Origin of the sequence: Kibdelosporangium aridum (genome assembly GCF_900176515.1) — a bacterium.
In the GTDB taxonomy this organism is placed as follows: Bacteria; Actinomycetota; Actinomycetes; order Mycobacteriales; family Pseudonocardiaceae; genus Kibdelosporangium; species Kibdelosporangium aridum.
Genome location: NZ_FWXV01000007.1, coordinates 138,833 through 151,850, shown reverse-complemented (window position 1 = coordinate 151,850; position 13,018 = coordinate 138,833). Strand labels below are relative to the sequence as shown.

The window sequence follows — 13,018 nt, the reverse complement described above, 5'->3', positions numbered from 1 at the left end:
ACAGGGTTGCCCCGGATTGATCAGCGCAATAAGGAGCGGACGTGGGACATCACAACCACCATCACCACGATCATGAGCACTCCCACGTCACGGCCGAGGACCTGCCCCGTGCGGCGGATCTCGCGGTTCCGGACGCGGAGCTCAACCGGGAGGAGATGACCCGGCGGTCGGTCTTCCGCCGGGCCGGTCTGCTCGGCGCGGGCTTAGCAGGCGCAAGCGTGCTCAACGCCGCCCCGGCCGCCGCGACTCCGCAGAACAACGTGCCACGCGGCGGATTCCGTTGGCTCGCAGGCGATCACCACGTGCACACGCAGTACAGCGATGACGGCAAATACCGCGTCATCGACCACGTGCGGCAGGCGAACGCCTACGGCCTCGGCTGGCTGGTGATCACTGACCACGGTGGACCGGTACACGCCAAGATCGGTGTGGACAAGGTCAACCCCGACATCAAGGCGGCCAGGGAGAAGTACGACGACACCCTGGTGTTCCAGGGGCTGGAGTGGAACATCCCGGGCGCCGAGCACGGCACGGTGTTCGTCGCGCCAGGCCGCAACGAGGCCTCGTTCCTCAAGGAGTTCGAGCTCGGCTACGACGGCCGGACCAACGAGACCAACCCGAACAAGGAAGCGCTCGCGATCGCGGGCGTGAACTTCCTTGCCGACGGTGTCCGTCGCCGCCGTGTCGACGACGCGCTGATGCTCGCCAATCACCCGGCGCGCAAGGGGATCGACTCTCCACATGAGATCCGTGGCTGGCGGGACGCGGCGCCGAACATCGCCGTGGGCATGGAAGGCGCGCCCGGTCACCAGGCCGCAGGTATTCCCAAGCCGCACGGTGGCGGTCGCGCTCGTGGTTACTACGACGGCACCCCCGGATCGGACGCGTTCCCGGGATATCCGCCGGAGAGCTACTACACGTGGGGCGGCTTCGACTGGCTGACGTCCACTGTGGGCGGTATGTGGGACAGCCTGCTCGCCGAAGGGAAGCCGTGGTGGATCACGGCGAACTCCGACTCGCACAGCGTGTACGCGGATACCTCGGTGCGTGGCCCGAACAGCGACTACAACGCCAACGGCCGCCACTCCGACCCGGTGCACGGCGGCCCGCTGAACCTGGGCGAAGGTGACTTCTGGCCGGGCTGCTACAGCCGTACTCACGTTGGCGCGCTTGACTTTTCGTATCGCGCGGTGATGGACGGCATTCGTGCCGGCCGGGTGTGGGTCGACCACGGCGGTCTGATCAGCGGCCTTGACGTGCGGCTGCGCAGCCGTGGCAGCTGGCTGTCCAGTGCGACTCTGGGCGGGGCACTGCATGTCCGCCGCGGCACCCCGGTCGAGCTGACCATCAGCATCGATCTCGCGAACTTCCCGAACTGGGCGCAGTTCGTGCCGGTGCTGTCGCGTGTGGACATCATTCAGGGTGACGTGACCGGGCCGGTGCAGGATCGGGACACGTTCACCGCGCCGCGTACGAAGGTCGTGAAGTCGTTCGAGGTCAACAAGTCCACCGGGACGGTGAACTTCACCTACCAACTCGGCAGGCTTGACCGGCCGGTGTACGTGCGGCTGCGCGGCACCGACGGCAACCGCGTCGCGCCTGGTTTCCACGGCGCCGCAGTGGACCCGCACGGCCCGGCGATCGACGTGGTCGGGGACGCCGACCCGTGGAAGGACCTTTGGTTCTACACCAACCCGATCTGGGCGCTGCCCTACTGAAGCCCTGACCTGCGCTGATCGCTCCCATACCACACGGGTCTGACATTCCGTGTCGAACGCCCCCTGATAGCCAAGGTATCGGAAGGGTCTGACAATTCGTTCCGAGCGCCCCCTGACAGCCAAAGTATCGGAAGGGTCTGACAGTTTCGGGTTTGGTTGAGGGCCACTCTGCCGATGATGCCGGTGGGGTGGCCCTCGTAGCGTCAGATGCCGCCCGCGGCCACCCGGTGCGCGGCCCGAGCGAGGCGGTGTGCCAGGCCGAGTGGGAGGACGGGGCTTCGCGGAGGAGGCCGGCTCACGGGATACGGTTGAACTCGGCCAGTGCCGTTCTGAACGATACCGGTTCCGCTTTGATCAGCCCTTGGAACGGTTGGTCGAGTTCGATCGCGAAGTACAGGGTGAACGCGAGAACCCCGGCGAGCCCCACGATGCTCAGCACGTGCCGCAGGTCCGCGCTGAAGCCGATCACCAGCGGGAACGCCACCATCATGATGCAGCCGATGATCGTTCCCCACAGCAATATCGTCAGCAGCGAACTGTCTCCGGTCGCCTGCTCGATCCGCGACCGGCGTTCGTCCGCGACCGCCCGTGCGTTCTGCAGTACCTGATCCTTTGTGGCCAGTTCGCGGTCGGTCTCCGCGGGCAGCCTGCTGATCTCCGCGCGCAACGCGACAAGCACGTCGTCGGCTTTCTGGTCTGCCTTCTTGTCGTGCAGCATCACCCACTCGCGGTCGGCCACCTCGGACGTGTACTCCTTGACCAGCGCGCGGATCTGATCCCGCTCCGGCCCCGGCGAACTGGCCACCTGCCAATAGATCTCGACGAGACTGGAGGCCTCCGCCTCCGCGTGCCGTTCGCTCGCGTCCGCCTCGGTCCACGTGATCACCGTGTAGAACGCGAGAACCACGATGAACAGCGCGTTCAGCACGCCACCGACAAAGCTGAGGGCTTCGGCGTTGTAAGTCCCTTCCCTCGCCCGTTTTCGACGGCCCACCATGATCATGACGACCGCCGAGACCACCATCGCAGCGACAACTAGGACGTACGCGTATCCCGGCACGACACCCATGTTTGACACACCGTTGCGGTCGACGCCATGGGCAAGCGTCCAAATACACCGGGAGGAGTGAACGTTCTGGCGATCCGTCACTCGACTGACCTATCGTCCCTGCTAACCGCCTGACGGAGGTCACAGTGCGCATATGGGGCTTGGTGGGCACGTTGTCGTTGCTCATTTTGTCAACGCTCCCAGCGGCATCCGCGGCAAGCCCTCCAGTTCTGCCGACCAACTACGACCAGACCGTCTACGGCGACTTCTCGATGATCGGGAATACCGTGACCGCCTGTCCGGCGCAACCCGGTCACTATCCGCCGAAGCTCTGCCTCGACGCGCAGAACCGTGTCGGCAGTGGACCTTCCGCCCAGAACAACGGGCATCCGATGACCTGGGCGGACATCGACTCCGATCCGGCGACGTACAACTCCTCCAGCGGCCGGTTGACCATTCCGGCCGGTGCGCGGATCGCCTACGCGAAGCTGACATGGGCGGGCAACACCGGGAGCCCCACCAACGTCCCGTGTGGACGTGGACCGATCAGGCCACCGGGTTCTGCCAAGCAGCAACAGGTCTCCTTGAAGATCAACGACCGGGGCAGCCTGATCGCACCGGACCGGTACACAGCGGACGCGCCGGGCGACCTCACCCATACGGACCATCAGTTCTACAGCGCCTACGCCGACGTCACCGGGCAGTTTCGCGGGATCACTGGGCCTTCGACCGTCACGGTCGGCAATGTCTGGACGCCCCAAGGGTTCGACTGCTTCGGCGGGTGGTCGTTGACCGCGGTGTGGACGTTCGACACGGCCCACCCCGCCGCGCCTGCTCGCAAACAGATCACGGTCTACGACGCGCATGCCCGTGTGCTCACGGGAAAACACCGCGCGGACGCCCGGATGCCGTCGATCAAGTCAGCCGGTGGGCTGACCCGGCTCGGGCTGGCCGGGTTCGAGGGTGACTGGGCTATGCCAGGCGACCAGTTCCTGATCAACGGCCGCAATGCCGGGCGGACGGACAACTTCTTCGTCTCCGGTGCGGATGGACACCTGAAACCCGCACACGCCAACAACATGAGCGTGGACGTACGCACCATTGAACTCGCCGGTGATCTGCTCAAGGCAGGTGAGACAGGCGCGAACCTGAGCTTCACGAGCGGACACGACGCCTACCTCGTCGCGAGCATCGCGGCGTCGTCCGGACGCCCGGAGTTGGTCGTGACCACGGCGATGGACAAGGACGTTGCGCATCCGGGTGATCAGGTCACCCAGTCGGTGACGGTCACTAACACCGGCAGTGCGCCTGCCGTGGACATCCGGGTGCAGTCGGATCTAGGGCCCGCGTGTGCCGAGAACATCCCGCGACTCGAAGGCGGGCAGTGGGCGAAGTACAGCTGTTCGCGGCCCGCTGCAGATGACGACGTCAAGCCAACCGCCACCGTCACCGGTCAAAGCCTCGCCGGCGACCGGCTTTCGGCGTCCGCGCGGACATTCCTCGAGGTCATCCGGCCCGCGATCGCCGTGGCCAAGTCGGCCGCGCCGAACACTGTCCTCAGTGGTCAAACAGTCGGCTACACCATCGAGGTCCGCAACACCGGCGACACCCTGCTGTCCGGAGTGTCCATAGACGACAAACAAGTGGATGCCTGCGACCGGCCGGACTTCGGCACGCTCGCGACCGGAGAAGCCAAGCTGCTGCACTGCTCGGTCGCCGCTGGCAACGACGGCTTCACCAACAACGTGACAGTCAGCGGAACGGACAAGGCAGGCAGAAAGGTGACCGCCGACGCCCACGCTGCGTTCACCGTCATCCATCCGCGGATCGAGTTCTCCGTCCGGCCTTCGACTCGCGCGGCGCGGGCGGGAGAGTCCGTGACCTTCAGCGTGAAGGTACGCAACCCCACACCGATCCAGCTAGGCAACGTCCGCGTGACCGGAACACCGTCGGCCTGTGCCCGTGACATCGGCACCCTAGCGCCTCAGCAGACTGCGGAGTACACGTGCTCGGTCGTGATGCGCGAACGGCTCACGACGTCGTTGACGGTGACGGCCACGCCGTTCATCAACGGACAGCTGGCCGAAACCCGCCGCGACACCGTGCGTCTCACCGCATCCGCGATTGTGTCCCTTGTGGAGCCGACGGCCGAACCCCCGCCGGTCAAGAAGTCCACCAAGACTGATCGAACCGAGAACGCACCGGTCGCGGCATTCGTCGCCGGACTCGCCGCGATCAGTACGTTCGTCACCGTCGGCGCGATCGGCGCGACCGCTCGGTCGAAGAGGTGAGCTACAGCCAGTCCTTGCGTTTGAAGGTGCCGTAGAGCGCGATCGACGTCAGCGCGATGGCCACTGTGGACACCCAGAAACCCCACAGGTGGTCGACGCCGGGCACCGGCACGTTCTGGCCGTAGAACCCGGTGATCGCGGTCGGCACCGCGATGATCGCCGCCCAGCTGGTGACCTTCTTCATGATCAGGTTCATCCGGTTGCCCTGCAGGTTGAGCTGGGTGTCGCGGACCGTGGCTATCAGGTCCCGCAGCGCCTCCACCTGCTCGGACGCCCAGATCACGTGGTCGAGCACGTCCTGGAAGTACGGCCGCATGCTCTCGTTGTAGATCGGGTTCTCCGGTCGCAGCAGCGGCACGATCACCTCGCGCATCGGCGTCACCTTGCGACGCAACTGCCCGAGGCTCTTGTGCAGCGCCAACGATCGCCGTTGCACCTCCAGGGAGTTCGGCGGTTGCGTGAACACCTCGTCCTCGAGATCCTCGGCCATGTCGTCAAGGACCTGGATCGTGTCGAGGTACGAATCGACCACGTAGTCGAGAATGCCGTGCACCAGGTACGCGACTCCATCCATTGTGGACTCGCTGTCCCAGCGGGCGACGACCTTCTCCATGTCGAACGCGGGGTCCTTGCGCACGGTCACCACGGTCTGCTTGGCGAGAATGATCGCCAGTTCGTGGGCGTGCAGTGCGCCGGAGTCGTCCGTTCCGACGGCGTACGCGATCACCAGCCCATGCCCCGGGTAGTGGCTGAACTTCGGCCGCTGGTGCATTTGCACGGCGTCCTCGACGGCCAGTTCGTGCAGCCCGAGGTACCCGGTGAGCTCCGCGAGGTCCTCCTTGGTCGGCGCGGCCATGTCGACCCAGACGATCGTGCCCGGGTCGGCGAGGTTGGCGGCCAGCTGGTCCGGCGCGAAGTTCTCCGACTCGAGGCGGCCGTCCCGATAAACCCGCGAACGCGTCATGACCACCAACAGTAACGGGTAAGGTACGTGGGACGTGGGACGAACTCCAGGAGCGCCGTGAACGACCAGCCGCAGAAGCTCTCGACCCGGCTGGGCCGGGCGATCAGGGAGGAGATCTCCGCACTGATCCTGCAGCGCGGGCTGCGCTCGGGCGATCCGCTGCCGACCGAGACCGAGCTGGTCGAAGCGCTGGGCGTGAGCCGCAACTCGATCCGCGAGGCGCTCAAGGGCCTGCAGGCACTGGACATCGTGGACATCCGGCACGGACACGGCACATACGTCGGCGGTCTGTCGCTGGAGCCCTTGGCCGACGGCCTGACGTTCCGTGTGCTGCACGGCTTGCGCAACGACATGCGGTCGCTCGAGGAGATCGTCGAGGTCAGGGAGGCGCTGGAGGAAGCGCTGATCCGCCGGGTGACGCCGACGATCCCGGAAACGGACCTGGACGCCCTCGACGAGGTGCTTGAGCGGATGAGCGCTCGTGCCGAGGAAGGCGCCACGTTCGCCGACGAGGACATGCAGTTCCACGAGGTGCTGTACCGCTCACTGGACAACGCGCTGGTGACGCAGTTGCTCAGGGCGTTCTGGAGCGTCTACCAGCGGGTGAACCATCGCCTTGGCGTGACCGACCCCGATCCGCCGGAGACGGTCAACCGCCACCGCGCCATCGTCACGGCGTTGCGGGAGCGCGACGTGGCGCGGGCGGAAAAGGCGATGGCCGAGCATTTCCGCAACCTGGACGTCCGCATCGCCCAGGTCGCGCGTCAGCAGCAGGTCATGGACTGAGCCGGGTCAGGTCCCGCGGGAACAGCGTGGTCTGCCGGATGTTCGGCGCGTCGACCAGTCGCGCGGTCCAGCGTTCCAGCCCGAGCGCGAACCCACCGTGCGGCGGCATGCCGTGCTTGAAGGCGTCCAGGTAGCCGCGGTACGGCTCGGGGTCCTGCAGCACGGCCAGGTAGTCGGAGTACCGGTGCAGCCGCTGACCGCCGGTGACCAGTTCGACGCCACGGAACAGCAGGTCGAAGCTGTTCGAGTGGCCCGGGCGGGCCGGGTCCGGATGCGTGTAGAACGGGCGTTTGCGCATCGGATACCCGGTGACGAACAGGAACTCCGAGCCGTGCTCGCTCATCGCCCATTCCGAGAGCGCCCTCTCATGCGCGGGCGCCAGGTCCGGTTCGTCCGCGGGTGCCCCGACGAGTTCGAGCGCATCGGTGAAGTGCACTTCCGGGATGATTTCCGGCACCTCGGGCAGCCGGATTTCCAGCAGGTTCAACGCCTTGACGGCGCGTGTTTTGACACTGCCGACCATGCCCGCGATCGCCTTGCGCAGCACCGCCATCACGTCGTGGTGGTCGGTGATGAAGCCGAGTTCGGCGTCAAGGCTGGTGTACTGCGCCAGATGCCGTGTCGTGTCATGCGGTTCGGCCCGGAACACCGGACCGACTTCGTAGACACGTTCGAACACACCGACCAGCGACTGCTTGAAGAACTGCGGGGACTGCGCGAGATACGCACGACGTCCGAAGTAGTCGATGCCGAACACGGTGGCACCCGACTCGGTCGCCGTTTCGACGATCTTGGGGGTGTGGATCTCGGTGAAGCTCATTTCGTCAAGCGCGGCACGGTAACCAGCGACGCTCGCCGCAGTGATCGTGAACGCGGCACGCGCCTTCGGGTGCCTCAGCGCGACCGGCGCGTTGTCCAAAATGGTCGGAAGGGTCGCGTTGAGGTTGGGCCGGTACAAGTCGAACGGTGGCGCCTGCGCCGGTTCGGACAACGGCGTGACCACCGGCTCGGTGATCTCCGCGCCGCCGGGTGCCTGGACGCTCGCGATCACGACCCCTTCGACTTCGACGACCGTCTCTTCGGGAACGTCGGACTCGGGCAGGACAATTTGGACCAACCCGGAACGGTCCCGGATGACAAGGAAGGTCACGGATTTCAGTTCACGCCGGCGGTGAACCCAACCGGCCACTCGGATACGGGCACCGATGTGCGCGGGCACGTCGGCAGCCAGAACACGAGAGATCATCGCCACTCCTGGTGGAATTTCGGTGATCCCTTGGGAGTGCGGGCGAGAAGGGGACTCGCGGTGCCACCGCACTTTCGCCGGCACTGACGTACCGGCCTCGTTCAAGCCGGATGACGGTGGCGAACCGGCGGGGCATTTCCTCCCCGCACTCAGGAGTGTCTTCACCCAGGGCGCGAGACCGCCTTCCCAGCTACCGGCGGCTCTCTAGGCTCGCGTGATCCTCGGCTACTCGTCTCCGTCAACGCGTCGCACCACACGATAGGACATCGGCACGAGCCCAAGCACCTCAGTTTCTGGTTGGCTGGCGGGGTGCGCAAAGTTCTGATCACCGGGATGTCAGGGACGGGCAAGTCCACAGTCCTGGACGTGCTGGCGAAGCGTGGCCACCGGGTGGTCGACACGGACACCGACGAGTGGAGTGAATGGGTCACGCTGCCGGACGGCTCAACCGACTGGGTGTGGCGGGCGGACGCGATGAAAGACCTGCTTGATCAGCCCGGGAACCTGTTCGTGGCGGGGTGCAAGTCCAATCAGGTCGACTTCTACGACAAGTTCGACCACATAGTCCTGCTCAGCGCACCCGCGGAAGTCCTGCTGGCCCGTATCGCCCAGCGCACCGACAACCCGTACGGCAAGAAGCCGGATGAGCGCGCGGAAATCCTGAGCTACCTGGCCGAAGTCGAACCCCTGCTGCGGGAGGGAGCGACCGTGCAGATCGACGCGTCCCAGCCGCTGCAGGTTGTGGCCGACCGGGTGGAGCAGCTCATTTCTTGAGCCGGGGATACAGCGCGCGGGCCGGTGCGAGCGAGCCGGACAAAGCGAAACACTGTTCGGCGATCCGGGTGGCCAAGTCGGGCAGGAACGGGATCAGGTCGTTGGCCAGGACGCGGCACGCGGCAAGCAGGTTCGCGAGCACTTCGTCGGGATCGGCGAGCTCCCACGGACGGGACTGGGCGAGATAGTCAGCAGCATCCCGCACGACCTGCCGGACGGCATCCGTTGCCGCGACGAAGTCGAACCGGGCCAGAGCAGGCGCGACGTGTGCTGAAGGCCAGTTTCCGCCGGGAGGTGGTTCGCCGTCGCGGTAACGGTGAACGAGACCCGTGACGCGGTCGACAAAAGTGCCGAGGCTGTTGTGCAAGTCCTTGTTGGCCATGGGCACAAGCTGACCGTCCACTCCAGACCGGAGCAGCCACCAGCGCACGGCGTCGGATCCGTACCTGCGCACCAACAACTCGACCTCAGATACATCAAAGTCGGGGCACACACAGACCGCGTCCGAGGAATGCGACAACTGCGGCCGCGGAGAAGACTCGCCGACTACGTGGACCCGTGCATCACTGTTCACCCACCAGCGTTGGTAATCCGACGAGCTCATACCCGTCGTGTACCAGGGGGTTGAGGCACTGGAGTTGTTGAAAACGTTGTACGACAGGGAAAGCATTGGGCGCAGCGCAGGGGAGCCGCCACCGAGGAACCGGACTCGTGCTCCCGTGAGCCGGTAATGCCGCGCCAGCACGTCCGCGTACACCAACTCGATCGCAGACGCGTGCGGGGTAGTGGTCACGTAATACCGCACGCGTCACTCCGTCAGCCGGATGTCGCGGAACGACACGACATCGGAGTCCCCGTGGTTCTGGATGCCGATGTGGCCGGACGCCAGTGACCGCGCCGGGTCCGTGTTGGTGAAGTCGTTGACTTGCACGCCGTTCAGCAGCACACGGACCCGCTCGCCCGAGACGGTCAGCTCGAACGTGTTCCACTCGCCCGGTGGCCGCAGAGCAGCGTCACGAGCCGCGATATCGGCGGACTGGAAGCCATAGATCGCGCCCGTGGTCCGGTCCGGCACGTCCGAGGCGTCGATCTGCACCTCGTAGCCGTTGTCCACTGCGGACATCGGGTCGGAGCTCGCTGGGAAGCCGATGAACACGCCGGAGTTGTCGTCGCCAGCCATCCGCCAGTCGAGAGTCAGGGTGTACGACCGGAACTCGCGGGCCGAGTACCACAACAGGCCCATACCGCCGGAGGACGTCAACACCTTGTCGCGGTTGGCGAATCCGCCCGGCCCAGCCTGCGACCAGCCCGCGGTCGAGCCGTCGTACAGCTGGGCCTGGCCTGGGCTGCACGCCGTGACCAGCAGGATCATCGCCGCCAGCAAGCGCATCACGGCCTCCGGTAGGTGAAAGTCCGCGCGTAGGGCGTGAAACCGAGGCCCTGGTAGAGCTTGACCGCCGGATACCCGTCCACCGGATACACAATCGCTTGTTCGGCGCCGGCCTCGGAAGCGGCCCGCATGGCGGCCAAGCACACAGCCGTGGCCAGGCCCATCCCGCGAAAAGCGGGATCCGTGCCCACCGGTTCGAGCTCGGCCACCGAGTTGACGGCGTCCAGCCAGATCAGGCAGTACGCGGCGAACCGCCCGTCCGGCGCCTCGACCACCCAGTCCAGAGAACCCCGATAAGGCCACGCGGCCATCACATTCCGATAGCTCTCGACAGTCACACGCGACGGATGCCAAGCCGCCCGATGAACCTCCACCCGGCGGTCAACATCAGCCGAGCCGGCCGGACGCGCCACGAAACCGTCAGGCAGCGCCGGCGAAGGCACCTCGGCGAGCGAACGCGACATGTAGTGGTGGAACGGCGCGTCCGACGCGACCTGGAAACCACGCCGCTCCAACGCCGTGATCACGTGTTTCTCGCCGTCCAGGACCTTCACCTCGGACGGCGACGCCCAGTCCAGCACCGATCCGGCCAGTTCCGGCCACGCGGGATCGACCAGCAACGACAAATGACCCGCCTCTGCCCAGCCCCACGCCACGACCTGGCCGTCGGCCTCCCAGAGCCGGGTCCGCCATGCAGGCTCCCGGCCGACGTGCTCGAAGCGCTGCCACGCCAGGTCACCGACGTGGCAATGGCTGGCCGGTGACCAGATCCGCTCGGCCAGCGACTGCATGGCGCGCAAGTCGGCTGGGCCGGTGTACTGCCGTTCGACGGCCTTGACCATGCCAGGATGGTGCCCCATGGATGTACGTAGCCGAAACAACATTGTCGTGGCAGGCCGTGCGGACGGGCCGACGCTCCTGCTCGCGCATGGTTTCGGCTGCGACCAGAACCTGTGGCGGCTGGTCACGCCGATCTTGGCCGAGCGGTTCCGGCTCGTGCTGTTCGACTACGTCGGCTCGGGTCAGTCGGACATGACGGCGTGGCGGCCGCAGCGGTACGCCAGCCTCGACGGCTACGCCGAGGACGTACTGGAGATCTGCCGTCAGCTGGACTTGCGGGACGTCGTGTTCGTCGGGCATTCGGTCAGCGCGATGGTCGGTGTGCTTGCGGCGATCGCCGAGCCCACGCGGTTCGCCAAGCTGATCCTGGTCACGCCGTCGCCGCGGTACATCGACGACGGCGACTACCGGGGCGGCTTCAGCCCCGCGGACATCGACGAGCTGCTGGAGTCGCTGGAGAGCAACTACCTGGGCTGGTCGGCGGCGATGGCACCGGTGATCATGGGCAACCCGGACCGGCCCGAGCTGGGCGAGGAACTGCAGAACGCCTTCTGCCGGACCGACCCGGCGATCGCCAGGGTGTTCGCCCGCGCCACCTTCCTGGCCGACAACCGCACCGATCTGCCCAAGGTGCCGGTGCCGACGCTGGCGATCGAGTGCGCGCAGGACGTGATCGCGCCGCGTGAGGTCGGCCAGTACGTCCGCGACCACATTCCCGGCTGCCAGCTGGTGACGCTGGCGGCCACCGGGCACTGTCCACAGCTGAGCGCGCCGCGCGAGACCGCCGACGCGATCGCCTCGTTCGCGGCTTCGTGATGTTCGAGCAGGACGCCGAAGACCTCTACGAGAACGCGCCGTGCGGCTACCTCTCGACACTGCCGGACGGCACGATCGTCAGGATCAACGCGACCCTGCTGGACTGGCTCGGATACGCGCGCGACGACGTCGTCGGCCGTCGGCGCTTCGCTGACCTGCTGACCATCGGCGGCAAGATCTACCACGAGACACACTTCGCGCCCTTGCTGGCGATGCAGGGGCGGATCAGCGGTATCGCCCTGGAGCTGCGGGCCGCGGACGGATCGAGGCTGCCGGTGATGGTCAGCTCGGTGGTCAAGGACACGATCATCCGCACCGTCGTGTTCGACGCCCGTGAGCGCCGCTCGTACGAACAGGAGCTGCTGCGGGCACGCAGGCAGGCCGAGCGGTTGGCCAGCACGCTCCAGCAGACGCTGCTGCCGCCGTCCCTGCCGGACGTGCCAGGGCTGGAGATCGCGAGCTACTACCACCCGGCCTCGACCGACCAGGTCGGCGGCGACTACTACGACCTGTTCGCGCTGTCCGACGACCGGTGGGGCTTCTTCTTGGGGGACGTCAGCGGCAAAGGCGCGGACGCGGCGGTCGTGACATCGCTGACCAGGTACACGATGCGTGCGTCCGCCACCCGCGACCCGAACCCCGTTACCGTGCTGCGTGACCTGAACACCGCGCTCAACCGGGAGTTCTCCGGCCCAGACCTCCGGTTCAGCACGGCGATCACCGGCCTGCTGGTTCCCGACAGCGACGGTTTCGCCGTCACGCTCGCCACCGGCGGCCATCCACCTGCTTTGCTGATCCGCGCCGACGGCACCGCGGCGTACCAGCACATTCCCGGCGGACAGCTGATCGGTCCCTTGCGCGACGCCTATTTCGCCGACATCCAGCTGCGTATCGGCCCGGGCGATGCGTTGCTGTTGTACACCGACGGCCTGATCGAGGCGCGCACCGCACACGGCCGATACAACGAACAGGCTTTGCTGGAGTACACCGCCAACCTCGCGCCGACAACGGCCACGGGACTCGTCAACGAGCTGACCAGGTTACTCGCGGGGTTCGGCAGCGGTCTCGACGACGACACCGCCCTGCTCGCGCTGAGCGTGCCAACCACCCATTCGACGTAAGATCTCAGGCCTGGTTCGTCGACC

The 13,018-nt window shown here is 66.4% G+C and carries 12 protein-coding genes; 6 read left to right on the top strand and 6 right to left on the bottom strand.

The window, feature by feature from the left end; translation table 11 throughout:
• The first annotated feature begins 41 nt into the window (after positions 1-41).
• Positions 42-1,718 (top strand): PHP domain-containing protein, encoded by a 1,677-nt coding sequence (locus tag B9C43_RS34200; RefSeq protein WP_084430914.1) that lies wholly within the window; start codon positions 42-44, stop codon positions 1,716-1,718.
• 295 nt (positions 1,719-2,013) lie between these two features.
• Here B9C43_RS34200 and B9C43_RS34195 read toward each other — a convergent pair whose 3' ends face one another.
• Positions 2,014-2,787 (bottom strand): bestrophin-like domain, encoded by a 774-nt coding sequence (locus B9C43_RS34195; RefSeq protein ID WP_084430913.1) that lies wholly within the window; start codon positions 2,785-2,787, stop codon positions 2,014-2,016.
• Positions 2,788-2,912: 125 nt separating this feature from the next.
• Between B9C43_RS34195 and B9C43_RS34190 the strand changes: the two genes are divergently transcribed.
• The gene (locus B9C43_RS34190; RefSeq protein WP_143446800.1) at positions 2,913-5,057 is read left to right on the top strand and encodes a DUF7507 domain-containing protein; all 2,145 of its coding nucleotides are present in this window, start codon (positions 2,913-2,915) and stop codon (positions 5,055-5,057) included.
• Position 5,058: 1 nt separating this feature from the next.
• On the opposite strand, the gene B9C43_RS34185 is transcribed toward B9C43_RS34190, so the two are convergent.
• Positions 5,059-6,021, bottom strand: coding sequence for a magnesium transporter CorA family protein (locus B9C43_RS34185; RefSeq protein ID WP_084430911.1), 963 nt, complete (start codon positions 6,019-6,021; stop codon positions 5,059-5,061).
• Between the two features lie 57 nt (positions 6,022-6,078).
• Here B9C43_RS34185 and B9C43_RS34180 point away from each other — a divergent pair, with 57 nt between their 5' ends.
• On the top strand, positions 6,079-6,807 hold the full coding sequence (locus B9C43_RS34180; RefSeq protein ID WP_200825819.1) for a FadR/GntR family transcriptional regulator: 729 nt from the start codon (positions 6,079-6,081) through the stop codon (positions 6,805-6,807).
• Here B9C43_RS34180 and aspS read toward each other — a convergent pair.
• Positions 6,797-8,053 carry an aspartate--tRNA(Asn) ligase gene (aspS, locus tag B9C43_RS34175; RefSeq protein ID WP_084430910.1) on the bottom strand — a complete coding sequence of 419 codons (1,257 nt, stop codon included), beginning with the start codon at positions 8,051-8,053 and terminating at the stop codon, positions 6,797-6,799. The two genes, B9C43_RS34180 and aspS, sit on opposite strands and share 11 nt — an antisense overlap.
• Before the next feature lie 309 nt (positions 8,054-8,362).
• On the opposite strand from aspS, the gene B9C43_RS34170 reads away from it, so the two are divergent.
• Complete coding sequence (locus B9C43_RS34170; RefSeq protein WP_084430909.1) at positions 8,363-8,827, top strand: AAA family ATPase; 465 nt, start codon at positions 8,363-8,365, stop codon at positions 8,825-8,827.
• On the opposite strand, the gene B9C43_RS34165 is transcribed toward B9C43_RS34170, so the two are convergent.
• The 3 genes from B9C43_RS34165 to B9C43_RS34155 are packed head-to-tail and all read right to left on the bottom strand — an operon-like array spanning position 8,817 to position 11,059.
• Positions 8,817-9,632: a methionine--tRNA ligase gene (locus tag B9C43_RS34165; RefSeq protein WP_084430908.1), complete on the bottom strand. Its 816-nt coding sequence runs from the start codon at positions 9,630-9,632 to the stop codon at positions 8,817-8,819. The two genes, B9C43_RS34170 and B9C43_RS34165, sit on opposite strands and share 11 nt — an antisense overlap.
• A gap of 3 nt (positions 9,633-9,635) precedes the next feature.
• A complete protein-coding gene (locus tag B9C43_RS34160) occupies positions 9,636-10,217 on the bottom strand; it encodes a 3-keto-disaccharide hydrolase (protein ID WP_084430907.1) in 582 nt (193 codons plus the stop codon).
• Positions 10,217-11,059 (bottom strand): GNAT family N-acetyltransferase, encoded by an 843-nt coding sequence (locus B9C43_RS34155; RefSeq protein WP_160096875.1) that lies wholly within the window; start codon positions 11,057-11,059, stop codon positions 10,217-10,219. Before B9C43_RS34155 ends, B9C43_RS34160 begins: the two co-directional genes overlap by 1 nt.
• Before the next feature lie 16 nt (positions 11,060-11,075).
• On the opposite strand from B9C43_RS34155, the gene B9C43_RS34150 reads away from it, so the two are divergent.
• A complete protein-coding gene (locus B9C43_RS34150; protein ID WP_084430905.1) occupies positions 11,076-11,873 on the top strand; it encodes an alpha/beta fold hydrolase in 798 nt (265 codons plus the stop codon).
• Entirely contained in the window at positions 11,873-12,994 is a 1,122-nt protein-coding gene (locus tag B9C43_RS34145; RefSeq protein ID WP_084430904.1) for a SpoIIE family protein phosphatase, read from the top strand. Before B9C43_RS34150 ends, B9C43_RS34145 begins: the two co-directional genes overlap by 1 nt.
• Positions 12,995-13,018 lie beyond the last annotated feature (24 nt).

Bases quoted from the DNA above. Each gene is read 5' to 3' on its own strand.
- aspS (WP_084430910.1), bottom strand. From the start codon at position 8,053: ATGATCTCTCGTGTTCTGGCTGCCGACGTGCCCGCGCACATCGGTGCC.
- B9C43_RS34160 (WP_084430907.1), bottom strand. From the start codon at position 10,217: ATGCGCTTGCTGGCGGCGATGATCCTGCTGGTCACGGCGTGCAGCCCA.
- B9C43_RS34195 (WP_084430913.1), bottom strand. From the start codon at position 2,787: ATGGGTGTCGTGCCGGGATACGCGTACGTCCTAGTTGTCGCTGCGATG.
- B9C43_RS34150 (WP_084430905.1), top strand. From the start codon at position 11,076: ATGGATGTACGTAGCCGAAACAACATTGTCGTGGCAGGCCGTGCGGAC.
- B9C43_RS34155 (WP_160096875.1), bottom strand. From the start codon at position 11,059: ATGGTCAAGGCCGTCGAACGGCAGTACACCGGCCCAGCCGACTTGCGC.
- B9C43_RS34185 (WP_084430911.1), bottom strand. From the start codon at position 6,021: ATGACGCGTTCGCGGGTTTATCGGGACGGCCGCCTCGAGTCGGAGAAC.
- B9C43_RS34145 (WP_084430904.1), top strand. From the start codon at position 11,873: ATGTTCGAGCAGGACGCCGAAGACCTCTACGAGAACGCGCCGTGCGGC.